The sequence below is a fragment of the Arenibacter sp. F26102 genome, assembly GCF_023015865.1.
GTDB lineage: Bacteria > Bacteroidota > Bacteroidia > Flavobacteriales > Flavobacteriaceae > Arenibacter.
Genome location: NZ_JALKBC010000001.1, coordinates 332,795 through 357,077, shown reverse-complemented (window position 1 = coordinate 357,077; position 24,283 = coordinate 332,795). Strand labels below are relative to the sequence as shown.

22 protein-coding genes and 1 tRNA gene are annotated in these 24,283 nt (G+C 38.2%); 12 read left to right on the top strand and 11 right to left on the bottom strand.

The window, feature by feature from the left end:
* The first annotated feature begins 1 nt into the window (after position 1).
* The 6 genes from MWU78_RS01475 to MWU78_RS01450 all read left to right on the top strand — a co-directional run bounded on the left by MWU78_RS01475 (position 2) and on the right by MWU78_RS01450 (position 7,747).
* Positions 2 to 205 (top strand): hypothetical protein, encoded by a 204-nt coding sequence (locus MWU78_RS01475; protein ID WP_246994288.1) that lies wholly within the window; start codon positions 2 to 4, stop codon positions 203 to 205.
* 349 nt (positions 206 to 554) lie between these two features.
* The gene (locus tag MWU78_RS01470; RefSeq protein WP_246994286.1) at positions 555 to 743 is read left to right on the top strand and encodes a helix-turn-helix transcriptional regulator; all 189 of its coding nucleotides are present in this window, start codon (positions 555 to 557) and stop codon (positions 741 to 743) included.
* A complete protein-coding gene (locus MWU78_RS01465) occupies positions 743 to 2,290 on the top strand; it encodes a type I restriction-modification system subunit M (RefSeq protein WP_246994283.1) in 1,548 nt (515 codons plus the stop codon). Before MWU78_RS01470 ends, MWU78_RS01465 begins: the two co-directional genes overlap by 1 nt.
* 5 nt (positions 2,291 to 2,295) lie before the next feature.
* The gene (locus tag MWU78_RS01460; RefSeq protein WP_246994281.1) at positions 2,296 to 3,465 is read left to right on the top strand and encodes a restriction endonuclease subunit S; all 1,170 of its coding nucleotides are present in this window, start codon (positions 2,296 to 2,298) and stop codon (positions 3,463 to 3,465) included.
* A 1-nt stretch (position 3,466) separates the two neighbouring features.
* On the top strand, positions 3,467 to 4,624 hold the full coding sequence (locus MWU78_RS01455) for an AAA family ATPase (RefSeq protein ID WP_246994279.1): 1,158 nt from the start codon (positions 3,467 to 3,469) through the stop codon (positions 4,622 to 4,624).
* 15 nt (positions 4,625 to 4,639) lie between these two features.
* Entirely contained in the window at positions 4,640 to 7,747 is a 3,108-nt protein-coding gene (locus tag MWU78_RS01450; RefSeq protein WP_246994277.1) for a type I restriction endonuclease subunit R, read from the top strand.
* 540 nt (positions 7,748 to 8,287) lie between these two features.
* On the opposite strand, the gene MWU78_RS01445 is transcribed toward MWU78_RS01450, so the two are convergent.
* The 6 genes from MWU78_RS01445 to rseP form a co-directional block, all read right to left on the bottom strand.
* Complete coding sequence (locus MWU78_RS01445) at positions 8,288 to 8,848, bottom strand: BfmA/BtgA family mobilization protein (protein ID WP_246994275.1); 561 nt, start codon at positions 8,846 to 8,848, stop codon at positions 8,288 to 8,290.
* Between the two features lie 213 nt (positions 8,849 to 9,061).
* Positions 9,062 to 9,922, bottom strand: coding sequence for a toprim domain-containing protein (locus MWU78_RS01440; protein WP_246994273.1), 861 nt, complete (start codon positions 9,920 to 9,922; stop codon positions 9,062 to 9,064).
* A gap of 255 nt (positions 9,923 to 10,177) precedes the next feature.
* Positions 10,178 to 11,374, bottom strand: a complete 1,197-nt coding sequence (locus tag MWU78_RS01435; protein ID WP_246994271.1) for a primase-helicase family protein — start codon at positions 11,372 to 11,374, stop codon at positions 10,178 to 10,180.
* A 32-nt stretch (positions 11,375 to 11,406) separates the two neighbouring features.
* Positions 11,407 to 11,700, bottom strand: coding sequence for a helix-turn-helix domain-containing protein (locus MWU78_RS01430; RefSeq protein ID WP_246994269.1), 294 nt, complete (start codon positions 11,698 to 11,700; stop codon positions 11,407 to 11,409).
* A 348-nt stretch (positions 11,701 to 12,048) separates the two neighbouring features.
* Positions 12,049 to 12,122 (bottom strand) — tRNA-Asn (locus tag MWU78_RS01425).
* Positions 12,123 to 12,301: 179 nt separating this feature from the next.
* Positions 12,302 to 13,618: an RIP metalloprotease RseP gene (rseP, locus tag MWU78_RS01420; protein ID WP_246994267.1), complete on the bottom strand. Its 1,317-nt coding sequence runs from the start codon at positions 13,616 to 13,618 to the stop codon at positions 12,302 to 12,304.
* Between the two features lie 163 nt (positions 13,619 to 13,781).
* On the opposite strand from rseP, the gene MWU78_RS01415 reads away from it, so the two are divergent.
* The 5 genes from MWU78_RS01415 (at position 13,782) to MWU78_RS01395 (ending at position 19,078) form a co-directional block, all read left to right on the top strand.
* On the top strand, positions 13,782 to 14,456 hold the full coding sequence (locus MWU78_RS01415) for an SCO family protein (protein ID WP_246994266.1): 675 nt from the start codon (positions 13,782 to 13,784) through the stop codon (positions 14,454 to 14,456).
* 217 nt (positions 14,457 to 14,673) lie between these two features.
* On the top strand, positions 14,674 to 14,916 hold the full coding sequence (locus MWU78_RS01410; protein WP_103438986.1) for a FeoA family protein: 243 nt from the start codon (positions 14,674 to 14,676) through the stop codon (positions 14,914 to 14,916).
* On the top strand, positions 14,913 to 17,150 hold the full coding sequence (gene feoB, locus MWU78_RS01405) for a ferrous iron transport protein B (RefSeq protein WP_246994264.1): 2,238 nt from the start codon (positions 14,913 to 14,915) through the stop codon (positions 17,148 to 17,150). Before MWU78_RS01410 ends, feoB begins: the two co-directional genes overlap by 4 nt.
* A gap of 104 nt (positions 17,151 to 17,254) precedes the next feature.
* Complete coding sequence (locus tag MWU78_RS01400; protein WP_246994262.1) at positions 17,255 to 17,404, top strand: hypothetical protein; 150 nt, start codon at positions 17,255 to 17,257, stop codon at positions 17,402 to 17,404.
* Positions 17,405 to 17,545: 141 nt separating this feature from the next.
* On the top strand, positions 17,546 to 19,078 hold the full coding sequence (locus tag MWU78_RS01395) for a carboxypeptidase-like regulatory domain-containing protein (RefSeq protein ID WP_246994260.1): 1,533 nt from the start codon (positions 17,546 to 17,548) through the stop codon (positions 19,076 to 19,078).
* A 3-nt stretch (positions 19,079 to 19,081) separates the two neighbouring features.
* On the opposite strand, the gene MWU78_RS01390 is transcribed toward MWU78_RS01395, so the two are convergent.
* Genes MWU78_RS01390 through MWU78_RS01370 form a run of 5 tightly spaced genes read right to left on the bottom strand, consistent with a single transcriptional unit; the run spans position 19,082 to position 21,899 of the window.
* Positions 19,082 to 19,468 carry a DUF423 domain-containing protein gene (locus MWU78_RS01390; RefSeq protein WP_246994258.1) on the bottom strand — a complete coding sequence of 129 codons (387 nt, stop codon included), beginning with the start codon at positions 19,466 to 19,468 and terminating at the stop codon, positions 19,082 to 19,084.
* Between the two features lie 33 nt (positions 19,469 to 19,501).
* Positions 19,502 to 19,894, bottom strand: coding sequence for a DUF2141 domain-containing protein (locus tag MWU78_RS01385; protein ID WP_246994256.1), 393 nt, complete (start codon positions 19,892 to 19,894; stop codon positions 19,502 to 19,504).
* Positions 19,895 to 19,942: 48 nt separating this feature from the next.
* Positions 19,943 to 20,374: a hypothetical protein gene (locus MWU78_RS01380; protein ID WP_246994253.1), complete on the bottom strand. Its 432-nt coding sequence runs from the start codon at positions 20,372 to 20,374 to the stop codon at positions 19,943 to 19,945.
* Between the two features lie 44 nt (positions 20,375 to 20,418).
* Positions 20,419 to 21,240 (bottom strand): ZIP family metal transporter, encoded by an 822-nt coding sequence (locus MWU78_RS01375; protein WP_246994251.1) that lies wholly within the window; start codon positions 21,238 to 21,240, stop codon positions 20,419 to 20,421.
* Positions 21,237 to 21,899, bottom strand: a complete 663-nt coding sequence (locus MWU78_RS01370) for a metal-dependent transcriptional regulator (protein ID WP_246994249.1) — start codon at positions 21,897 to 21,899, stop codon at positions 21,237 to 21,239. The genes MWU78_RS01375 and MWU78_RS01370 overlap by 4 nt, the downstream gene beginning before the upstream one ends.
* Before the next feature lie 78 nt (positions 21,900 to 21,977).
* On the opposite strand from MWU78_RS01370, the gene MWU78_RS01365 reads away from it, so the two are divergent.
* A complete protein-coding gene (locus MWU78_RS01365; protein ID WP_246994247.1) occupies positions 21,978 to 24,281 on the top strand; it encodes a TonB-dependent receptor in 2,304 nt (767 codons plus the stop codon).
* Positions 24,282 to 24,283: the final 2 nt, after the last annotated feature.

Sequence of the window (24,283 nt, the reverse complement as noted above, 5' to 3'; positions counted from 1 at the left end):
AATGAAATTTCTAAAAGGACAAGCAATAATCTATACACCTTTAACTGGAAAAAAATATCCAGGACATATTATCCACAGAAAATGTGATTTCTCAAATAATTATATAGATACAGGTTTTGCACAAGGAGGTTTTGATTATTTAATAAGAATAGTAAGAGATAGGAAAGATGAAGATGTTTTTGTGAATGAAAAAGATTTGATATAATATCTGTTTACAGCACCTTATACTATGAAAAGCACTAATCCAGTTCCTTAAAGTTAATATTTTATTTTTTATCAGTCCATAATGTTGATTTTGAGGTGTTGATTTGTTGGCGTGAATGGAGTTCCTTTTTTCTTATATCCGATCAGGATGCCGCCAAAAGAATGGGGGAGTAGAAGCGAATCCTTTTCAGCATGAATTTAATGGCGCAGTTAAATTTTTAAGATAATTTAGGAATCGAATAAAGTTAAAGTCCCCACCCCAAGTGAGTAACAATAATTAACGTTTTTTATATTGTAAAACAAGATAATTAAAATCAAATACTATCTTGGCAGAATAATTTTAGACGGACATGAACCGAATAAAGGAAGTACTCCAACAGAAAGGTATAAAGCAGACTTGGTTGGCAGAAAAACCTGGAAAGAGCTACAACATGGTTAACGACTATGTGCAGAACAGACAACAACCGAGACTTGAAGTGCTTTTTGAAATAGCCGAGATATTAGAAGTTAATCCAAAAGATTTAATAAAAGATAAATAATGACAAGTACAAACCAAAGAGCTGAATTACAAGCGAAAATATGGAAAATAGCAAATGATGTTCGTGGCTCTGTAGATGGATGGGATTTTAAACAGTTTGTGTTAGGCACACTTTTCTACCGTTTTATAAGTGAAAATTTTACCAATTATATTGAAGGTAGTGATGATAGCGTTGATTACTCTAGTTATGAAGATGATAAAATTTCATCTGACATAAAAGATGATGCGATTAAGACTAAAGGATATTTCATCTATCCAAGTCAGTTATTTGTTAATGTCGCCAAAACAGCGAATACAAATTCCAATCTTAATACTGACTTAAAAGCCATTTTTGACGCTATTGAAAGTTCAGCAAACGGCTATCCTTCTGAACAAGACATTAAAGGATTGTTTGCAGATTTTGATACTACGAGTTCACGACTTGGTAATACTGTTGAAAACAAAAACAGCAGATTAGCGGCAGTAATAAAAGGAGTGGAAGAGTTGAATTTTGGGAAATTTGAAGAAAATCAAATTGACCTTTTTGGTGATGCTTATGAATTTCTTATTTCCAATTATGCAGCCAATGCAGGAAAGTCTGGAGGTGAATTTTTTACTCCACAACACGTTTCCAAACTCATTGCACAGTTGGCAATGCATGGGCAGACAACAGTGAATAAAATTTATGACCCAGCAGCAGGTTCCGGTTCCTTACTTTTACAAGCCAAAAAACACTTTGATAACCACATTATTGAGGAAGGTTTCTTTGGTCAAGAAGTGAATCACACTACCTATAACCTTGCACGTATGAACATGTTTTTGCATAACATCAATTACGATAAGTTTAATATTGTTTTAGGAGACACACTTAGGAACCCACAATTAGGCGATGAAAAACCTTTTGATGCCATAGTATCAAATCCGCCTTATTCCGTAAAATGGATCGGTGACAATGATCCAACCATGATCAATGATGACCGTTTTGCTCCTGCCGGAGTACTTGCTCCCAAATCTAAAGCAGACTTTGCCTTTGTACTGCATGCTTTAAGCTACCTATCAAGTAAAGGAAGGGCAGCACTCGTATGTTTCCCTGGTATCTTCTATCGTGGAGGGGTAGAACAGAAGATTAGGAAGTACCTTGTAGATAATAACTTTGTGGAGACCGTTATCTCCCTAGCTCCAAACCTATTTTTTGGTACATCTATTTCGGTAGATATTTTAGTACTATCAAAACATAAAACAGTTAATGCAACGCAGTTTATCAATGTAAGCGGTGAAAATTTCTTCAAAAAAGAGGGGAATATAAATGTACTTAAAAATGAGCATATTGACCAAATCATGGAGATGTTCGATAGCAAAGAAGATGTTGAACATGTCGCAAAATCAATTGACAATAATAAAATCGCTCAAAACGACTATAACCTCTCTGTAAGCTCTTATGTAGAAGCTGAAGATGATAGGGAGAAGATTAATATAGCCGAGTTGAATAAGGAGATTTCAACAACAGTGAAGAAGGCTGATGTGCTACGTTCTGAGATTGATGCAATAGTAAAGGATATCGAAGCATGAATTATATGAATAAATTGTTGGATGGAGTTAAGGTTGATTGGACAGTGTTAGGAAATGATAATTTTGTCGAAATATCAAACAAAGGAAGAAAACCTGTAAAAGCTTCGTTGCGAATACCTGGAGAGATCCCATATTATGGGGCTAACAATATTCAAGACTATGTTGAAGGATATACACATAATGGTGAATTTCTTTTAATTGCTGAAGATGGTTCAGCTAGTCTTGAGAATTACTCTATTCAATATACAAAAGGGAAATTTTGGGCTAATAATCATGTTCATGTCATTGGTGCCAAAAAAGGATTGAATTTAAGATTCTTATTTCACTATTTAAGGATTTTTAATTTTATTCCTTTTTTATCAGGAGGTGGTAGAGCAAAATTGACGAAGTCAAAATTGGTTGGCATCCCCATTCCCATACCCCCTGAAGAAATACAAGAAAAAATCGCTCGTATTCTTAATTCCTTTACAAATATTACAACAGAACTTACCAAAGAGCTTAAAGCAAGGAAACAGCAGTACAGTTATTATCGCGAGCAATTGTTCAGTTTTAAACAATCGGAAACTGAGTGGAAATCGTTAAATGAAATTGGTGAATTTCAAAGAGGTAAACGATTTGTAAGAACTGATATGATTTCAGAAGGTGTCCCATGTATACATTATGGTGAAATGTATACGCATTATAAAACTTGGGCAGATAAAACTAAATCTTTCGTTAGTGAAGAGTTAGTTGAAAATAAAAACCTAAGAGTTGCTGAAAAGGGAGATGTTGTCATCGTTGCAGCTGGCGAAACAATTGAAGACATAGGAAAGGGTACAGCTTGGCTAGGGAATGAAGGTGTTGTTACACATGATGCTTGTTTTTCTTATAAAAGCCCATTAAACTCAAAATATGTAGCCTATTTTACTCGAACTAAACACTTTCATGATCAAATTAGAAGACATATTCGTTCAGGTAAAATCTCTGCCATAAATGCAAATGGTTTAGGTAAAGCAAAAATACCAATGTCTTCCAAAGAGGAACAAGAGCGAATAGTTTCAATCCTCGACAAATTTGACATACTCACTAACTCAATTAGTGAAGGTCTCCCAAAGGAGATAGAGCTCAGACAAAAGCAGTATGAGTATTACCGAGATATGTTGTTAACATTTCCCAATGATAATTTAGAAGAATAATATGGGACAGTCACTAAAGGAAATAGCGCAGTCACTAAAAGATACAGATAAAAAAGTGCAGTTAATCTATGCATTTAATGGTACAGGTAAAACACGGTTGTCACGTGCGTTTAAAGAATTGATAGCACCAAAGGAAATTGATGTGGAGGATGAAGAAGAATCAGGTATCAAAGTGCTATACTACAATGCATTTACTGAAGACTTATTCTTTTGGGATAATGATTTGGATACTGACCTATTAAGAAAACTTAAAATACAACCCAATAATTTCACAAATTGGGTACTTCGCAATCAAGGGAAAGGCCCAAACATTATAACTAATTTTCAAAGGTACACAAGTGAAAAATTAACGCCTCGTTTCAACGAAACTTATACTACCAAGGACAAGGAAAATAGAGATATCATTGTTAATGCCTATTCAGAAGTAACGTTTTCAATTGAAGGTGGTAATGAAGAAAACATAGAAAACATCAAGATTTCCAAAGGAGAAGAAAGCTGCTTTATATGGAGTGTCTTTTATTGTTCGCTTGAACAAGTTATTGAAGTTTTAAATGTTCCTGAACCAAATGAACGAGAAACCGATCAGTTTGATGATTTAGAATTTGTCTTTATTGATGACCCTGTAAGTTCATTAGATGATACTCACCTCATTGAATTGGCAGTAAATATTGCTGAGTTAATAAAGTCTAGTACATCGGAATTGAAGTTCATAATCACTACTCACAATCCATTGTTCTATAATGTGCTGTTCAATGAATTTAATAGAGTAAAAAAAACCAAGAAATGGCGCCTGGAAAAATTGAATGACGGTAACTTTTCTCTTTTCGAACAACCAAAAGACTCTCCTTTTTCTTATCATCTATTTCTTTTATCTGAACTTGAAAAAGCAATAGAATTAGGAGAAATTCAAAAGTATCACTTTAATTTTCTTCGTAACATATTCGAAAAGACTTCCACTTTTCTCGGTTTCAATAGCTGGGAAGAACTCTTACCACAAGAATCTCGTGAATCATATTATAAGCGTATAATTAATCTGTCTAGCCATGCGAAACATAACGGTGAAGAGATTTCAATTATAGAAGAAAATGATAAGAGAGTATTGGGTTATCTGGTAGGAGAAGTGAAAAGAATGTACGGCTTCAAATCTGCAGTTAATTAAGTGTAAAGGAATAAAATGACAACATATAAAACCATAGCAGAATCAAATAATTTCATCGTACTTGACAAATACACTAAGTACTCTGAGGTACATGAAGTTCCAGCGAGTTATCAGACGGAATCAGCACTTGAGCGAGAGCTAATCCAAGACTTAATAAATCAAGGTTATGAAAACCCTGCTAACCTTACTAACCTACAATCCATGTTGGCTAATGTAAGAGTCCAACTGCAGGCTCTAAATGACATGGAGTTTACAAATGGCGAATGGTCTCGTTTTGTAGAGGAGTATTTGGATAAACCAAGTGACAATCTCGTTGAAAAAACAAGGAAAATACACGACAATTATATTTACGATTTTGTTTTTGACGATGGACACATCCAAAATATTTACTTAGTAGACAAAAAGAACATTGTTCGAAATAAAGTTCAGGTTATTTCACAATTCGAACAGAAAGGTACACATTCTAATCGCTACGATGTAACCATTTTAGTTAATGGTTTACCTCTTGTACAAATAGAAGTAAAAAAGCGTGGAGTTGCTATCCGTGAGGCTTTTAATCAAGTGCATCGATACAGCAAAGAAAGTTTTAATAGTGAGAACTCACTTTTTAAGTACATACAGGTATTTGTTATATCCAACGGCACCGACAGCCGTTATTTTGCCAACACTGTAAAACGTGATAAAAACAGCTTTGACTTTACTATGAACTGGGCAAAAGCTGACAACACCCTTATAAAGGACCTAAAGGATTTTACTGCTACATTTTTTCAAAAACACACCTTGTTAAATGTATTACTGAACTATTCGGTATTTGATGTTAGTGATACACTGCTTATCATGAGACCGTATCAAATTGCAGCTACCGAAAGAATCTTATGGAAAATAGCAAGTTCGTTTCAAGCTAAAAAATGGTCTACATCAGAAAGTGGTGGATTTATTTGGCATACCACAGGTTCAGGGAAAACCCTTACCAGTTTTAAAGCTGCACGACTCGCTACACAGCTTGCCTATATTGATAAAGTATTCTTTGTAGTAGATCGTAAGGATCTTGACTTTCAAACCATGAAAGAATATCAAAGGTTCTCTCCTGACAGTGTGAATGGTTCAGACAGTACAGCAGGCTTAAAACGAAATATTGAGAAAGAGGATAATAAGATTATAGTCACAACCATTCAGAAACTGAATAATCTGATGAAAAGTGAAAGTGATTTATCCATCTATCAAAAGCAAGTATTATTCATCTTTGATGAAGCGCATCGCTCACAATTTGGTGAAGCACAAAAGAATCTAAAAAAGAAGTTTAAAAAGTATTATCAATTTGGATTTACAGGAACTCCTATTTTTCCTCAAAATGCTCTAGGCTCAGAAACCACAGCAAGTGTATTTGGTCGTGAATTACATTCTTATGTTATTACTGATGCTATCAGAGATGAAAAAGTCCTTAAATTTAAGGTAGACTATAATGATGTACGTCCTCAATTTAAGGGGGTTGAAACGGAAATTGACGAAAAAAAGTTAAGTGCTGCAGAAAACAAAAAAGCCTTACTTCACCCAACACGAATCAAAGAGATTTCTCAATACGTCCTGCAAAATTTCAGACAAAAAACGCATAGGACGCGTGGTGTTAATACTGGTTTCAATGCAATGTTTGCTGTTAGTAGTGTGGATGCAGCAAAATGTTATTATGACGAATTAAATCTTTTACAAAAGGAAAGTGATAAGCCACTGAAAATAGCTACTATATTCTCCTTTGCAGCTAATGAAGAGCAAAATGCTATTGGTGAGATAATTGATGAAACTTTTGAACCTTCAGCAATGGATAGTAGTGCAAAAGAGTTCTTAAGCAAAGCTATCAATGATTATAACGCCATGTTCAAAACCAGCTATGGCATTGAAAGCAAAGAGTTCCAGAACTATTATCGCGACCTTGCTAAACGTGTAAAGAGTAAAGATGTTGATCTACTTATAGTAGTTGGTATGTTTCTAACAGGGTTTGATGCACCAACACTCAATACGCTTTTTGTTGATAAGAACCTACGTTATCATGGTTTGATGCAAGCCTTTTCTCGAACGAATCGTATTTATGACGCGACAAAAACCTTTGGTAACATTATTACTTTCCGAGATTTAGAAAAAGCTACTGTTGATGCCATAACTCTTTTTGGAGATAGAAGTACTAAGAATGTAGTATTAGAGAAAAGCTATAAGGAATATCTAGAAGGCTTTACAGACATTGCAACAGGAGAAGCTCGAAGAGGTTATATTGAGGTCGTTAAGGAATTAAATGAAAAGTTTCCTGACCCTGACGAAATAGTTACTGAGAAAGACAAAAAAGAGTTTTCAAAACTCTTTGGAGAATACTTGCGTGTGGAAAACATTCTTCAGAACTACGATGAATTTACCAATCTTAAAGCACTACAAACAGTTGACATTAACGATTCAGAGGCTATAGAGGCGTTTAAAGAAACTCATTTTGTAACAGATGACGATATAGCTCCAATGCGAGAGATTGAATTACCTGCTGAGCGTACAATACAAGATTATCGCTCTACTTACAATGACATCCGTGATTGGTTGCGAAGAGAGAAAAGTGGAAAGGAAGCAGAAGAATCAACCATTGATTGGGATGATGTTGTCTTTGAAATAGACCTTCTTAAATCGCAAGAAATTAATCTTGATTATATCCTTGAGTTAATCTTTGAGCACAGCAAAAAGAACAAAGACAAGGCTTCATTAATTGAAGAGATAAGAAGAGTTATTCGAGCTAGTATAGGTAATAGAGCAAAAGAGAGCTTGGTAGTTGATTTTATAAATGGTACAGACCTTGATTCCATTCATGACAAAGCGAATATTATTGACTCATTCTTTGCATATGCACAAGGAAAGCAGAAAACAGAAGCTACAGAATTAATCGCAGATGAAAATCTAAATGAGGAAGCAGCAAAACGATACATCACTACTTCTTTAAAGAGAGAATATGCTAGTGAAAACGGGACAGAGCTGAATGCTCTTTTGCCGAAAATGAGTCCTTTAAACCCTCAGTATTTGTCAAAAAAACAGACTGTTTTTCAAAAGATTTCTTCGTTTGTTGACAAATTTAAAGGTGTGGGAGGTAAAATATGATGCTCCTGACAACAGCACACACATTGAAAATGGAAATGAATAAAATATAAACGGAATACAATCGAGTGGTTGGCTCCTCCATTAAATGACGAAGTGCAGATCTCGCCCTCCTAAATGGCACGAACAGGTATACGGCAGTTTAATAATGAAGCTAACTTTTGTAGCATTCATATAATTCAATCTTTAACCGCTTAATGGTAATCACGGGGCGTAAAATAGGACTAGAGAGATACATTGAAATAACTTGACCCCAAAATCTTACCAGAACTTAACTGCGCCTGGATCCTTTCCGATTTTTGTAGTGTTCGGGAAGATAATCGTAAAGCAAAAATCGGATAGGGCGCACCTGCTAAGGTAAATTTGGAACATCATTTTTTTTGATCCGTGGCAATAACCTTGCGTTGGCAAAGTTAAAGGCCTAGTTCGTTCTTTCTACGCCCTAGGCTTTTATGAGCGATCCTGAGGAGATTGAAAAATCCATAGGTTTTTCAACTTCCGCAGGGACTGGATTTGTTTTTCAAATCATCCAATAGGGCTATCCTATGGCAATTCTTTTTCTATTTTTATCTTAAGCCTTTCAAAATCTTCCAGAGCCATGTCCAATTCTAACCTGGACTTCCCAAAACTGCTCTTCACCAATTGTACCTTGTTCAAAAGAGCAATAAATTCTGCCCTGTTCTGCCTTAGGTCGCGTTTAAGGTTAGTATTTTCCTTTTCCATAACAAGGGCTTGCTCCACCTTTTTAAAGAACCTATCCCTTTCCGGATCGTTTTCCTGACCGTCCATCAACAAGGGAGCTTGCCCTCGTTTCTTTTGGGGGGAGTGTTCAAATAAAAGTTCTATCATAGTCTTGGTTGGAAGTATCCCATATTTCTCCATACTCTTCAACATTGCCGCCATCGCATTGAACCTTTTTTTGATCAGGTTTGTTATCGTCCTTCCATTAGGTCCAAGAGATTCCTTTGGCGAAATCTCGTTATAGAAAAAGAAATCCAACATCGTTTGCAGTGCCTCCGTATGGGTCTTGAAAAACCGCCTTGAAAATTTTCGGAAATGCTTGGCTGTTTCACTCTTAAACCGTATACTATTAAATGAGTTCATGATTATCTGATTTGTCGCAAATTCCTCCCTAAAAATGGGCGCTAACAGGCCATTTGACGCAAATTTGTAAAATCGCAAAATTTAATATTTTTCTAACCAACTAATAATCAATGTGTTGTGCACTTAAATAAATACGTAACGTGGCTTTGCCCGTTACCCTCTTGCTATTCCACTTTGCTCACACCATAGTGCTTGCATTACTTCCAATTCGGGTCATTGGTTCTGAGCAGTCCACCATGCGTTCACATCTTTAAAATCCTTGTACAGTTTTGATCTGTCCTCACATTTAGGATTTTCTTTCAACATTAGATCAACTGCCTTTCTGCCTGCACTGTCATTATCCATATAAAGCGATACAGAATTATAGGCGTCAAACATGTCAAACGATTTTTCCATAAAGCCCAGGGAGTTTAATATTAAAAGGTCATTCTTTTCCATAAGATTATTATCCCTATCCATCAGGCTCAACATATCAAACATACCTTCGGTAACTACCAGCCTATTGTTCCCATTCTTGATGTGAGTGATGTCTTTTGGGGAGCTGGAATTCTTATAGTATTTGTTCCGTAACTCCCATCCCCCGGAACTGTTCTGTAACCCTATGGCGAAATATTCCCTACCCCGGAAAATGTAATGGACCTCCTGACAAAGTTTGACTGCCGTAGAAAACGAAATCTTACGTGCATGTAAATATCCGATCAATGCTAAATGTGATATGGGTTGTGCATAGCGGACCTGAATATCATTTCCATTATGCATGGTAAATAAAGGCTGCTGCTGAAAAGAAAAAGAAATCTGACCCTTTTGTAACCAAGCCAAGGTTTCCTTAACTGAAGTACCGTTTATTAAACATATCAGGTCAATTACATTGCCCCCTTTTCCAGCTCCATGATCATACCATCTGTTCAGTTTCTTGGATACCTTGAAAGAGGCTTGTGTTTCTGAGCGGAACGGACTCAGGAACCAAGCTTCTTTCTCAGATTCCTTTGTAGGAAAGTGCCCGAGTTTTGCCAGCGCTTTTCCGATGGGATAATCTCGGGCTCTTTCACACGGTATTTTATTGGTTCTTTGCATATCCTATCATTGGGCTCTCGACTTTGTCATCGTTTATTTTTGATGACAAAATGATGACAAAACGATGACGGCCCAATCCCCCGTATTTATTGACCTTAACTCTATCTCTCATCGTTTCCTCAAAAAAAAGTAAAATTGGTAGTATGTTTTTTCTTTTCATCAGCGAATTTTTCGATAAATGATGCTAAATCGCCCGTAATGCCCATAAACAGTACGTTAACCGCTTCATCATTTGGTCATCGTTTCATCGTTTTACTATTCTTCACCAAAATGTTCCGACAGGAAATCCCTTTTTATAGTGTAGTACCTACCCTTGGCACCTATCAACCCCATCCCTCCTTCCCGCCAGATCATCAATTTCCCATAGGCCAAGGAATTTTCCTGATTGACGAGCTTCCAGTCCTTTTTTAGGATATGCCTCAATTGGGTAAGGTCCGTTTTAATCCGGGTTTGGTTCAAGAGGTGTAGGGCATCCAATGGACATAACTGAACCTCGTCCAGTTCAAAGGTTTCCATTGCGCTCAGGATTATACTGGCAAGTTCCTTTTCCACCCTGTTCTTGTTGTTCTGCATTAGATTCTCCAAGGCCTTGGTCTTTATCTGGGCAGGAGAAAACCACATCCGGGTCCTATTGGGACTGGTCAGTTTTCGTTGTTGCAAATAGAATAGGAATGCAGGTATCTCCCTTTCAAGATATTCCAGAAATCGTGTTTCCTCCTTTTTAAGGGATGGAATCTTCAATACCCAAAAACGGGTTTCGTTATTATCTATCTTGATAAAATTCTCCTCGTTGTTACTACAAAGGATGAACTTCCCAAAGAATTCTACTTCCCTCTTATCCTTCCCCTTGGCTTCCAGTTTGTTGAAATTGGTAGTACTCAGGTACTTGATCCGTTCGGTCAATTCTTCTTTATTAAAGAGTACCTCGTCTATACAGATCAAAAGCTTATTGGCCCAATCGGCATTAAATTGACTGCTAAAGCTATCATTGGTGAGATAGGTCAAGTTGTTGTCAAACATGGTTTTTAGCCATTTGAGAAAGGTGGTCTTACCTGTTGACCGTTCCTTGGATACAAGACACAGTATAGGCAACACCTGGACCGGCTTTATATATAACAGCTGCAGATAATCTAGACCTATATTCAACTGGGGACCAAAAATATGCTCCAATAGTTGTATCGTATAGGGAAAAGCTCCCTCTCGCAGTTTATGGGGCAAGGGAGCATAGGTATTATAGAAACCGTGGCAATCTTGCTCAAAATGAATATGACTGGGGAGACAGGTGAACCCATCATACTTTTTAATCCCACCGATAAAACTCCTACCATGATCTTGGCGGATGGCCTCCAGGGTCCATGGAACAATAATTTCGTTGAAATTCCCGGCAATGGTCGGGACACATACCAATTTGTAATAGGAGGTGCCCACGCGGATGTAAGGTGTGTCTTTCATGGCGCTGTTATAATGAAGTTGAAATAGATTACCTACCTCCTTCTATTTTTCAATAGTTGCTGGTTAAATTGGTGTTCTAAGGTTTCATCCGAAACATCGGGTTCCCCCAATAGCCAATTATCTATTGTATCCTTGTCAAAAAATTTCTGGCGGATATGGGGATTGTTCCCCATGGGAATCAACTTTAGCTGGGTCAGTTTGTAGATCTTGCTTTTGGAGAGTCCGGTGTATGCGGCCAAATCGTCTACGTTCATTGTTTTCTTGTTGTGGGACAATAGACCCTTGATATCGGATAAGAGCTCCACTACGTTTTCGTTTTCTTCCATGATATTTGTTTTATGTTACTCTTCAAATTAGAAAAGCAAATACCACAGAAAGTAGTTCGAGAAAATTTTAACTTAAAAAAACGATAGTTATTGAGGGATTGTCAACGATTCCTAAAAAAAGGTTCGAATTGCGCAACAGGCCATTATCATGTGATTGTATTTGAAAGTGGAAGCTGAATCCGATTTGAGATGTAGCACTAACTAGTTTCTTCTGTTGAAAGTGCCTAACTAAGAATAATTTTTGGAGTCTTTGAGGTAATATTATGCAGAAAAAAAATGTTGTCCCTATGTTGTCCCCATGAAAAGAAAAAGGCCTCACGATTTCTCGCAAGGCCTATTCTCATTAAGCTCCCCCTCTTGGGCTCGAACCAAGGACCCTCTGATTAACAGTCAGATGCTCTAACCAACTGAGCTAAGGAGGAGTGTATGTATTTTAAAATCTCTTAAAGAACGTTTCCTCTAACCTCCCGATAGCTATCGGGATGAGCTAAGGAGGAGTGTATTTTTATCGCCTAAGCGGGTGCAAATATAAATGTTTTTTCAAATACGCCAAACAAAAAATGGCTGTTTTACACCTAAATTTTAAAAAAATTTATTTCCCCTATAAAAACTTCTTGATGATATTCCAGATATCGTTCCCAAATACAACTGCCATAAGTCCCATAAGTATAACAAAACCAATTATTTGACCTGTTTCCAACACTTTTTCGCTTGGTTTTCTGCCAGAAATTATTTCGTACAATAAAAACATTACATGACCTCCGTCCAATGCCGGAATTGGCAGAATATTTAAAAATGCAAGCCAAACCGAGAACATGGCCATAAAATTCCAAAAGAAGGTCCAATTCCATCTCTCTGGCATCAATTCCACAATTCCAATAGGTCCTTTTACCTGTTTGTAAGCTCCCGTCTTAGTATTGAAGATTACCTTAAATTGCCTTATTTGATCCGTCAACACTTGAATGGTACGCTTATAACCTGCCGGAATAGCTTCAATAAAGCCATAGTTATCGGTTACCCGAAGATCGGTAAGATCTAATTCTATTCCTATTATTCCTTCCTCAGGAACTGTTAATTCCAAAAGTTCGGTAGCACCATTCCTTAAAACACTGATGTCTAATTTCTGATTTGCCGATGCCCCAATCTTACTTCTAAATTCGTCCCAAAATTTGGTGTCTACGCCATTAACCCCAATGATTTCATCACCTGGCAATAGACCTGCCTGCTCCGCTACCGATTCCGGCTGTACCTTGGCAATAATGGCTTTTGACCTATACCCTAAGAAATTTTTACCCTGAGTAGCAAAAACGGTCTCCTTTCCTTCATCAGATAAGGGAACGGTAATTTCCTGTCCGTCCCTTTTAACCGTTACCTCATCACCAAGGATAATATCCAAAACCGCCTCGTTGAATTTTCTGGTTTTCTTATCATCTACCATCAAAATTTGATCACCGGTCTTCAATCCCAACTGTTCTCCTATAGAATCTACTACTATTCCGTATTTTAAACTATCGGACGGTATATAGGTGTCTCCATTGTTGAACAAAAGCATGGTATAGATTACCCAAGCCAATAAAAAGTTGACAATTACCCCTCCGGTCATTATGATAAGACGTTGCCATGCCGGCTTGCTCCTAAATTCCCAAGGCTGTGGTTCTTGCTTCATTTGCTCGGTGTCCATACTCTCATCGATCATCCCAGCTATTTTTACATAGCCGCCCAAGGGCAACCAGCCAATTCCGTATTCCGTATCCCCAATTTTCTTCTTGAAAAGGGAAAACTTAACATCAAAAAACAAATAGAATTTTTCTACTTTGGTCTTGAAATATTTTGCGGGAAGAAAATGGCCCAATTCGTGTAGGATTACCAAAATGGATATGATAAGTACAAACTGTACAATCTGTATTGCTAACGTCATTAAGTATTTTTTTTAAACTTTAAAAGCGCACAAAAGTACATTATTACGTGGTCTTAAAAAAAAAACTATTATACCCGAGGGTTTTTTTAAGAAAGATTTAGTAGCGATCCCCCCAAAGATCCTTGAATTATCTTTACATCTATCCTACCTTTGCCAAAAAAACATGCGTTCGTTTTTTGCTAAATTCAAATTCTTCGGCATTGTTCTACTCATTATTTCCGGGGTAATCATTTCCCTTTTCTACAATGCCCTTCAACCCAAAAAAATACTGCCCGTTTACCAGCCTGCCATGGTAAATTTTGAATTGGTGGATAGTACCCTTCAGCACGTAAAAAAATACCATACCATTGCCGATTTTGCCCTAACCAATCAAAATGGGGAATTGGTGACCCAAAACGACTACCACAACAAAATTTATATTGCCGATTTTTTCTTTACTACCTGCCCCACAATTTGTCCTATAATGACAAAAAATATGGTCGGAATTCAAGATAAAATTATAAATGACAATGACGTATTACTTCTTTCCCATTCCGTGACCCCGGATATTGACTCCGTTCCGCAATTGAAAAAATACGCCTTGGAAAAAGGGGTCAAGGATAGTAAATGGAATCTGGTTACGGGCGACAAAGAACAGATATATGAACTGGCCAGAAAATCCTATTTAGCCGTTAAGACCAGCGGTGATGGTGGTCCATACGATATGATCCATACCGAAAACTTTATTCTTGTAGACAAAGAACGTAGGATAAGGGGATTCTACGACGGTACCGACTCGGAAGAAATGGAGAAATTACTAAGCGATCTAGAAATATTGAAATCGTCCTATAAGGATTGATATCCCAAGTAATTCCGGAAAATCAAAAGAGCAGAATAGTATTTGGTCTCCCCACACCAAAACTCCAATTACCTTATCCGTGTCATTAAAAAAAACGGCTACTACCCATCATTCCGAAGCAACAGGACTTTAAAGCGTCAACTTTTTATAGTTTTACCTGATTACTTCATCTTTTTCTTTTATTTTTGTGCTTAATTAAAATCAATCTAAATAAAAATTGACTACAACTGTAGCACATTTAAGGCGAGGACAAAAGGGAATCATCAAGGAATTTGCTGATGGTATACTTCCCATTAAACTATTGGAATTGGGTTGCCTCCCAGGCAATGAAATAGAATTGGTACAGGTAGCCCCTCTTAAAGACCCCATATACATTAACGTTAACGGTACACACATCGCTATTAGGCGTTCTATGGCCGCCTTAATAGAGTTAGAAATTATTGAAGATTCCCCACTATGAGCAAACAGATCAAGGTTGCGCTTATAGGCAATCCCAATACTGGTAAAACCTCGGTCTTTAACCAACTTACCGGTTTAAAACAAAAAGTTGGGAACTACCCAGGTATAACCGTCGAGAAAAAGGAAGGGGTCTGTAAACTTCCCCGCGGAGTAAAGGCCCATATATTGGATTTACCCGGCACCTATAGCCTTAATACCACTTCCTTGGACGAAAGTGTGGTGGTAGAACTTTTGCTCAACAAAAACGACAAGGATTTTCCAGATGTTGCCGTTGTCATCAGCGATGTTGAAAACCTTAAAAGAAACCTTCTCCTTTTTACCCAAATCAAGGACCTTAAAATTCCGGTTATACTGGTCATCAACATGGCCGATCGTATGTCCAGAACAGGTATTTCCTTGGATATAGAACTACTGGAAGAAAAGCTGGATACCAAAATTGCATTGGTAAGTACCAGAAAGGGAACGGGTATAGACCGCATTAAGGATTTGATCGCCGATTATAAAAACCTATCCATTTCTCCCAATGTAGATACGACGGTAATTGCACCCGATTATTTTGAAAAACTAAAAGCTACTTTTCCAAAAGAAGATCTTTATAAACTATGGCTTGTAATTACACAGGATGTAAATTTTATGCCCATAGAAAAGAATCCGATCACCATTGCCCCCTCATTTGCCACCAAATCCAAATCCGAACTAAAAAGGCTGCAACAAAAGGAAACCATTCTTAGATATCAATTTATAAATGGCATACTAAAACAGGCATATAAGGTAGATATTAATGCGGCCAAAGGACTTAGGGCCACGTTGGATAAGATTCTAACGCACAAGATTTTCGGATATCTTATCTTTTTTGTCATCCTGCTGACTATTTTTCAAGCCATTTACGACTGGAGCAGTTACCCAATGGATTTTATTGACGAATCCTTTGCTTCTGCCAGTGAATGGGTCAAGGACACTTTACCCCCAGGAGTATTTACCAATTTAATAGCCGAAGGAATCCTTGCAGGGATAGGTGGAATTGTCATTTTTATTCCCCAAATTGCCTTTTTGTTCCTTTTTATTGCCCTCTTGGAGGAATCTGGCTATATGAGCCGGGTCGTTTTTTTAATGGACAAATTAATGCGTCCGTTTGGCCTTAGCGGCAAGAGCGTAGTGCCTCTGATTTCGGGAACGGCATGTGCAATTCCAGCTATTATGGCCACTAGGACCATAGAAAACTGGAAGGAGCGACTTATTACCATTCTGGTTACCCCCTTTACCACCTGCTCTGCCCGCTTACCGGTTTATTTGATCATTATTGCCCTGGTTATACCCGAAGGAAGATTTCTAGGCCTGAGCTATCAGGCACTGACCTTAATGCTCCTTTATCTAATGGGATTTGGCGCCGCAATACTTTCAGCGATGATCTTGAACAAGATCATGAAGATCAAGAGCAAGACATTTTTTGTTATGGAAATGCCCAATTACAAGCTCCCACTTGTTAAAAATGTTGTTTATACCGTTTGGGAAAAAACTAAAAGTTTTGTGCTTGGCGCCGGAAAAATTATATTGGCAATCTCTATTATACTTTGGTTTTTAGGATCGAATGGTTTTTCGGATAATTTTGCCAATGCCGACGAAATTGTAAGTGAACAAATTGAAAAACAAGGATTTTCGGATTTCAATAAAACCAATATTGAAAGTACGATGGCTTCCTACAAACTGGCACTTCAGGATAGCATCGAGAAAAAAAGCTATGCTATGGACCAAGTAGCACTGAGCGACTCCCTAAGATTAAAGGAAATTACCTTGCAGGAAAAGGCCACCAATCAGGAAATTGCAAGTTATAAATTGGAAAACTCCTATATGGGCTATATGGGCAAGGCCATAGAACCTGTGGTGCGCCCACTTGGTTACGATTGGAAAATTGGTATCGCCGTCCTTACTTCCTTTGCGGCCAGGGAAGTCTTTGTAGGTACCCTTGCCACGATCTATAGTGTGGGTAGTGATGAAGAAGACACCATAAAGAACAGAATGTCGGCCGAAATAGACCCTAAAACAAAAAGACCCCTTTTTAATTTGGCTTCCGGCATTTCCCTATTACTTTTCTATGCTTTCGCTATGCAATGCATGAGTACCCTCGCTATAGTAAAACGTGAGACAAATACCTGGAAATGGCCAGCTGCACAACTAGTATTTATGAGTCTTTTTGCGTATATTGTAGCATTGATTGCATACCAGATCTTAAAGTAATCCTGGCGAACAAAAAAGAAATAAATGTAACGGACTTTAGTTCGGACAAGTAAATAAGAGGCTTAAAACTTTTATCTGTTCAACGCCCAAAACAAATAATAAAAATGAGTATTCTTCAACACATACTGGTCTATATTACAGTAGTCTTGGCATTCGGGTATCTTGTAAAGAAATTCCTGTTGCCAAAATCTTTGTTTGCTGGAAAAAAACGCAGTTCCAAAGCTTGTGGCGATGGCGATTGTGGTTGTCATTAATCCTAGCGCAAAACGGTTGCATCTTCCATTCGAGATTAATATTACTTTTTATTAAGTAGAATAAATCTGTCTTAAAATAATCACAAGTCCATTGCTTTCAGAAATCCAAATCCGTAATTTGGTGTTCATTAGATGACTTGTATGCTCAATTTTAGAACCTTATTCCCGATTTTTCTAATTGCACTCGCATGCAATATTAATCAGGCACAATTAATTTCCTCGGTAGTAAAAGACTCCTCCACAAAACAACCCATCCCCTATGCCACTATTCTACAGTCCAATAAAAAAGGGGTTAATACCAATGAAGAGGGCCGATTTAGTTTGCTATTAGATCAAAACAGCAAAGACACCGACTCCCTTTTTATATCGTGTATAGGCTATGAGGGTTTACGCAAACCATTGAATCAATTTACTGAAGCTGTCATTTTTCTAAGTTCCAAACCTATAGAACTAAATCCTGTAATTGTTAGTAACAAACAGTATACTGCCGAAGAGCTTATAGAGCAGGTAAAAGAGCATATCGACAAAAATCACAGTAAGACCCTCACCAAAAAACGATTGTTCTTTAGGGACTCCTATCATCAAAACCTTACCAAATCCAATTACACCTTCAAAGAATCCACCATAGCCGCCCTTAACGAGAAATTCTTGGACAGTGTCCTGAATACCATCCCAAAAAAATCGAGTCGGTACACCGAAATCTTAGGTGACTTTTATGGCAATTATGAAAAGGACAATCAAAAACTAACCCTGATAAAAGCTTCAGAACTATATGATAAGCAAAGTGAGCTGGACATAACGGCTTTGGAAGAAAAGTTCAATGATATTCTAAAGAAAAATATAAAGCACGATTCCTATTTTAAAATAAAATCGGGTCTATTCGGTACAAAAGTGGATGCCGACGAAATATTTACTCCCGAGAATGAAGGTGCAGACGCCGAGGCCTTGAAAAAAGAATTGGAAGAAAAGAAAAAGAAGGAAGAAAATCGAAAAAAGAATTTCGCTTCCTTTAAAAAAGGAAGCTTGGGGAAGATTATGGAAAAACAGTTTTTTCTGAAAGATTCGGACCTCAATTTCATCCATAAAGACAATCGATATAATTTTAAAATGGTAGATTTTACCTATATAGGGGATGATGCAGTCTATATTCTGGATTTTGAGCCCAAAAGATCTGCCGACTACAAGGGTAGACTATATATACATGCAGATGATTTTGCCATAATCCGATTAGATTACAGTAATGTTAAATCCTTGAGGACGTTTAAGCTTTTAGGAGTCTCTTTGGACCAATATTTGGACAAGGGCAAAATGATATTTTCAAAGAATGAAAAAGGAGTTTACAATTTGCGGTACTTTGAAGAAGAACTTGGCGCAAAGGTGGCCATAAAACGACCTTTAAAAATCATTGAACTAAACAAGCACGTAAAAGGAAGGAACAAACAGAACGAACTTTCCCTGAAAATAGATATGGCGAGCAGTGGGGTAAACAGACACGAGGTAATCCTGTTCGATTCAGAAACCATTACCACCCAACAATTCAATGCCGTTCAGGAAAATAACACAGTACTTCCTACCTATATGCCCAATTACGATCCGGAATTTTGGAAGGGCTATAACATAATAGAACCCAATCAGGCCATAAAGGATTTTACGGCGCAAGTGGAGGTGGAATAGAACCTAAACCAAATTTTGAATAAAGGAATAGAACAATAATCCCCAACCCATTACCAAAAGTAATCCACCCAACGGAGTGATAGGTCCCAAAAACCTGAGTTTTTTACCTTTGCCCGCACTTATGGAAAGACCATAAATACTAAAGGAAAATAGAAACACACCAATTATAAGGCAATAAATCATATAACGTTCCAAGGCTGTTTCCAGATTAAAATTAAATCCTAAAACCAGTAATAAAATGGCATGGTACATTTGATATTTTACCCCCGTTTCAAAACTTTTCAATTGCTGTTCGTTCAAGATTTTTTTTAATGCATGTGCACCAAAAGCCCCAAAAACGACCGCTAAAAGACCATAAAGGGAACCCATGATATGAGCTATTAGTACCATAATAATATTTTATAAAGGGATTAAACTATAAATCTAATTGAACTGCATCATTAAATCCAAATCCTTGGTCAAATCAAAAGCGCATTCCTTATAACTAGGAGGACCAAAAGTCTTTAATTTGGCGTTGGAAAAGGCAATGGATTCCTTTGGAATTCCCAACCAATTTGTATCCAGCTTGTCGTTTCCGTTTTCATCGTGAAAAATGGCCACGGCATATTCCCCTTTGGGTAGATCGGAAATCTTGAAATGCGTGCTGGCCTCTTTTGCCGCTATGCGGTCTACCTTGTATACCTCTTCGAACATTAAAAACCCGTGCGACTTGTTGTAAATAGCAATATTGATTTTACCAGTGGAGGATTTTACACCACGCACTTCCACTGAGAGACTGTATTGCGCCATCCCAGAGAAAGGAAGTAGGATCAGCATAAGCCAACTATATTTCTTCAAAAACACATCCAATGGAAAACCGTACATCTATTCTTTTGGGGGATTAATTTTGTCGGATAACAACCGATACATTGTTTCCGTTTCCGTACTATCGGGCATGTTCAAAAACAACTTCATGGAATCTTGATAGACCAACCGAATTTTGGGTTGGGAAAGTCGATCCACATAAACATATACCTTATTTAAACTTAAGCTATCTTCTTTAAAAACACCTTTTTCCCTCTCCTTAACTGAAAATCCATTAATACGTTCCATGGAAGGAATCTTTTCCACCATAGTAACACTGTCCATGTCCGAATATGGAATTTTAACGAAATAGATTCCAGATAATATTTCCAATTCCTCCTTTTCGGTCTTTATCCAATTTTTGTAATGTGCCGTAAATGCCAAGGCAACTACAATTATAGTGACCACAATGAGCACGTTTAAAAACCAATGCCTTTTATCTGTATTTCCCATAAATTGAATGAAGATAGATGATTACACTAACAAACCAAAATATTTCAACTCAGGCCAACATCGAGCATCATCATAATAATAAATCCTCCTATAAAACCCATGGTGGCTATATCCGTATACTTATCCAGTTGGGTTTCCGGAATCACCTCTTCCACCACGACAAATATCATAGCTCCTGCCGCAAAAGATAGCGCATAGGGCAAAATTGGCTGAAAAGTAAGAACTGCCCAAGCTCCCAATACCGCAGCGATAGGCTCTACCAAGGCAGAAGCCTGACCGTACATAAAGCTCTTTCTTCTACTTAATCCCTGCCGCCTTAATGGCATGGCAACCGCGAAACCTTCGGGAAAGTTCTGAAGCCCAATTCCAAGTGCCAAGGCAACGGCCCCGCCAATAGTGGCTCCGTCAAAACCTGCGGCAACACCCCCAAACAATACCCCAACAGCAAGTCCTTCCGGAATATTGTGCAAAGTAATTGCCAAAGTTAATAAGGTTGTTCTATGCCAGGGTGTTTTAATACCTTCCTTTTCGTTTTCCTTAAAGTTAATATGTAAATGTGGCAATACCTTATCCAAACCAAATAGAAACAATGCTCCCATCAGAAATCCAACCGCGGCCGGAATCACCTTTACGAATCCTTCCCCAGGACTCATTTCTATACCTGGCGCCAATAAACTCCAGAAACTGGCGGCAACCATTACTCCTCCCGTAAAACCAAGCATGCCATCCAATACGGCGCGGTTCATGCCCTTAAAGAAAAATACCAATGAAGCGCCCAAGGCCGTAAGTCCCCATGTAAACAAGGTGGCATAAAATGCAGCTAAAATGGGGTCTATCGATTCAAAATAGTCTATTATCTGATTCATATTTCATCATTGGTTTTAATGTACAAATTAGCCGCAATTACGTGTGAAATTTGCAGATTCCTTCCATCTATCTCAATATTTAATGATCCATCGAACTCCTCTCTCTCCTTCACGCTTATTTGGTTTCCCAAGGCTATCCCGTTCTTGTCCAAAAATTTTAGAAAGGTGGCCGATGAGTCCTTGACCCCAACACATACCCCAACAGTATTTATTGGGACTTCACTTAGCAAATCCCTATCCCTTTCCTTAAATCCTCCGTTCTTATCCGGTATGGGATCTCCGTGCGGATCAAACTTGGGAAAAGCCAAAAGACGGTCCAGACTATCTATTAGTTTGTCACTTTTAATATGCTCCAACTGTTCCGCCACCTCATGGACCTCATCCCAAGAAAAATCCAGCTTCTCCACTAGGAAAACCTCCCAAAGCCTATGTTTTCTGATAATCCCCAATGCCGTCTTGGTGCCTAAAGAAGTTAAGGAAACCCCTTGGTACCTTTTGTAGTTTACCAAATTTTTTTCGGATAGTTTTTTAATCATGTCGGTAACTGAAGAAGGCTTGGTTTCCATTAGTTCCGCTATGGCATTGGTGGCTACTTCCTGTGTCCCTTTTCTGCCTAAATGAAAAATAGTCTTAATATAATTCTCTTCTGAACGCGTCATTAAATACAATTTATGCAAAAATACATTTTTATTTGTACAAACAAATTTTTAGATTTGCCTAAATTTTAATTTAATTTAATGAAAAATATAATCTGGATATTACTCTTTTTACCACTGTTCCATCTTTTTTCCCAAACCGGAACACTGGAAGGCACGGTTATTTCCAATGGAGATGTATTAGCTTGGGCCACCATACAGCTTAAGGGGACCCAAATTGGCACCACTACCGATGAATCGGGAAAGTATAGGCTAAACGCCCCGTTTGGAACCTACACCGTGGTTTGCCAAAGCATAGGGTACCAATCCAACCTAAAAGAAATTACCCTGGACAATTCCAGACCCTTTCAATTAAATTTTGAATTAAAGGAGGATGTTATGGGTCTGGAACAAGTAGTGGTAACAGGTACCCGGACAGACAAAAGACGTACAGATTCCCCCGTAATCGTAAATTTGATCAATAGCAAAACCTTGGATAATGTAGTGGCAACCAATCTTTCCGATGGCTTAAGATTTCAACCAGGCCTAAGGGTAGAAACCGATTGCCAGACGTGTAATTACACCCAATTGCGTATAAACGGACTACAAGGAGGATATTCACAAATATTGATCAACGGTCGACCCATCTTTAGTCCGCTTACCGGCTTATACGGTATGGAGCAAATTCCTACCAATATGATAGAACGCATTGAAATAGTCCGAGGAGGTGTTTCGGCACTTTATGGATCCAGTGCCATAGGCGGAACCGTGAATGTGATAACCAAGATTCCGCGGCAAAACGACTATTCCTTTACCTATACCTATCAAAATATGGGGAACAATGCCAACGACCACCTTCTTGTAGGAAACGCCACTGTAGTTAACACAAAGCGGAATGCCGGCGCTACCTTTTTCGTCAGTAAGCGGGATCGTGACACCTACGATGCCAATGGCGACAATTTTTCAGAGCTGCCACAGCTCATAAACAATTCCTTTGGCACCAACTTCTTTTATCTACCTCAGGAAAACCAAAAGTTGGAGGTAAGCCTTAGTAGCATAAATGAATATAGATATGGTGGTGAGGTAGTGGACAAACCTGCCCACTTGGCACAACAAACTGAAGAACGGACACATAATGTACTTATGGGCAGTTTGGATTATCAAATAAATTTTAATGAAGAAAAAAGTGCACTGATCCTTTATTATGGGGGACAATATACCGACCGTGACCATTATACGGGCATAATCCCAGACGATGAGCCCGAATTGGGGGAATTTTTGGCCGACCCGCCCTATGGCATATCCAATGTTACCACACATCAGGGTGGCACACAATACAATCACAGGTTTAATGAATTTCTAGGGGGCAAAACCGTATTGACCTTTGGATCCGAATTTGTATATGACCAGGTGTTGGATGTTATTGAACCCTATAATTACAAGATAGACCAGACGACCAGGAATTTTAGTGGGTTTGTACAGAACGACTGGGATATTAACACCAAATTAAATTTTCTTTCCGGTTTTAGAGTCGATGACCACAACCTGGTAGACAAAACCATATTTAGTCCAAGGCTCTCATTGCTCTACAAGTGGAATAAGGAAACTCAATTGAGATTGGGATGGGGTACCGGGTTTAGGGCGCCGCAAGCCTTTGATACCGACTTGCACATTGCCTTCGCCGGAGGAGGCATCTCCCGTGTTTCACTTTCCGACGCCCTAAAGGAGGAACGCTCCAATAGTTTTACCGGATCTATTAATTACGATAAGGCCTCAGAACACTTCATTGCCGGTTTTACCCTAGAGGGATTTTATACCCAACTAAACGACGCCTTCTTTCTCTTCCCCTTGGGAGAAGACGAATTTGGACAACGCTTTGAAAAGCGGAATGGTAGTGGTGCTACGGTCAAAGGTATTACCCTGGAAACAAGGGCCAACTTTGATTATTTGCTACAGATCGATGCCGGCTTTACCCTACAGTCCAGCCTCTTCGATGATCCCGTGGAGAATATTGAAGGTTTGGAGGCAAAAAGAGCATTTTTGAGAACCCCAAACGACTATGGTTATGCTACCTTTAATTATACGCCCACAAAAAAACTAAGTGCCAGCGCCAATATTGTATATACGGGACCTATGGAAATTGCCCATTTTAGTGGAGAAGGAACAGGTCAGGAAGTAGATGAATACACCAAATCCCCATCGTTTACGGAACTCAGTCTCCGATTGGGATATAACCATGCATTTCCCAAAATTGACACGGGAATAGAGATATTTGGAGGCGTAAAAAATTTGACAAATGCCTACCAGGACGATTTTGATTTGGGCAAAAACAGGGATAGCAACTACGTCTACGGCCCTGGAGCCCCAAGAACTGTTTTTATAGGACTAAGGATAAAATCTTTGTAGGA

Excerpts from the sequence above, each read along its gene's own strand:
- MWU78_RS01475 (WP_246994288.1), top strand. The coding sequence starts at position 2 with ATGAAATTTCTAAAAGGACAAGCAATAATCTATACACCTTTAACTGGA.
- MWU78_RS01470 (WP_246994286.1), top strand. The coding sequence starts at position 555 with ATGAACCGAATAAAGGAAGTACTCCAACAGAAAGGTATAAAGCAGACT.
- MWU78_RS01465 (WP_246994283.1), top strand. The coding sequence starts at position 743 with ATGACAAGTACAAACCAAAGAGCTGAATTACAAGCGAAAATATGGAAA.
- MWU78_RS01460 (WP_246994281.1), top strand. The coding sequence starts at position 2,296 with ATGAATAAATTGTTGGATGGAGTTAAGGTTGATTGGACAGTGTTAGGA.
- MWU78_RS01455 (WP_246994279.1), top strand. The coding sequence starts at position 3,467 with ATGGGACAGTCACTAAAGGAAATAGCGCAGTCACTAAAAGATACAGAT.
- MWU78_RS01450 (WP_246994277.1), top strand. The coding sequence starts at position 4,640 with ATGACAACATATAAAACCATAGCAGAATCAAATAATTTCATCGTACTT.
- MWU78_RS01445 (WP_246994275.1), bottom strand. The coding sequence starts at position 8,848 with ATGAACTCATTTAATAGTATACGGTTTAAGAGTGAAACAGCCAAGCAT.
- MWU78_RS01440 (WP_246994273.1), bottom strand. The coding sequence starts at position 9,922 with ATGCAAAGAACCAATAAAATACCGTGTGAAAGAGCCCGAGATTATCCC.
- MWU78_RS01435 (WP_246994271.1), bottom strand. The coding sequence starts at position 11,374 with ATGAAAGACACACCTTACATCCGCGTGGGCACCTCCTATTACAAATTG.
- MWU78_RS01430 (WP_246994269.1), bottom strand. The coding sequence starts at position 11,700 with ATGGAAGAAAACGAAAACGTAGTGGAGCTCTTATCCGATATCAAGGGT.
- rseP (WP_246994267.1), bottom strand. The coding sequence starts at position 13,618 with ATGACGTTAGCAATACAGATTGTACAGTTTGTACTTATCATATCCATT.
- MWU78_RS01415 (WP_246994266.1), top strand. The coding sequence starts at position 13,782 with ATGCGTTCGTTTTTTGCTAAATTCAAATTCTTCGGCATTGTTCTACTC.
- feoB (WP_246994264.1), top strand. The coding sequence starts at position 14,913 with ATGAGCAAACAGATCAAGGTTGCGCTTATAGGCAATCCCAATACTGGT.
- MWU78_RS01400 (WP_246994262.1), top strand. The coding sequence starts at position 17,255 with ATGAGTATTCTTCAACACATACTGGTCTATATTACAGTAGTCTTGGCA.
- MWU78_RS01395 (WP_246994260.1), top strand. The coding sequence starts at position 17,546 with ATGCTCAATTTTAGAACCTTATTCCCGATTTTTCTAATTGCACTCGCA.
- MWU78_RS01390 (WP_246994258.1), bottom strand. The coding sequence starts at position 19,468 with ATGGTACTAATAGCTCATATCATGGGTTCCCTTTATGGTCTTTTAGCG.
- MWU78_RS01385 (WP_246994256.1), bottom strand. The coding sequence starts at position 19,894 with ATGCTGATCCTACTTCCTTTCTCTGGGATGGCGCAATACAGTCTCTCA.
- MWU78_RS01380 (WP_246994253.1), bottom strand. The coding sequence starts at position 20,374 with ATGGGAAATACAGATAAAAGGCATTGGTTTTTAAACGTGCTCATTGTG.
- MWU78_RS01375 (WP_246994251.1), bottom strand. The coding sequence starts at position 21,240 with ATGAATCAGATAATAGACTATTTTGAATCGATAGACCCCATTTTAGCT.
- MWU78_RS01370 (WP_246994249.1), bottom strand. The coding sequence starts at position 21,899 with ATGACGCGTTCAGAAGAGAATTATATTAAGACTATTTTTCATTTAGGC.
- MWU78_RS01365 (WP_246994247.1), top strand. The coding sequence starts at position 21,978 with ATGAAAAATATAATCTGGATATTACTCTTTTTACCACTGTTCCATCTT.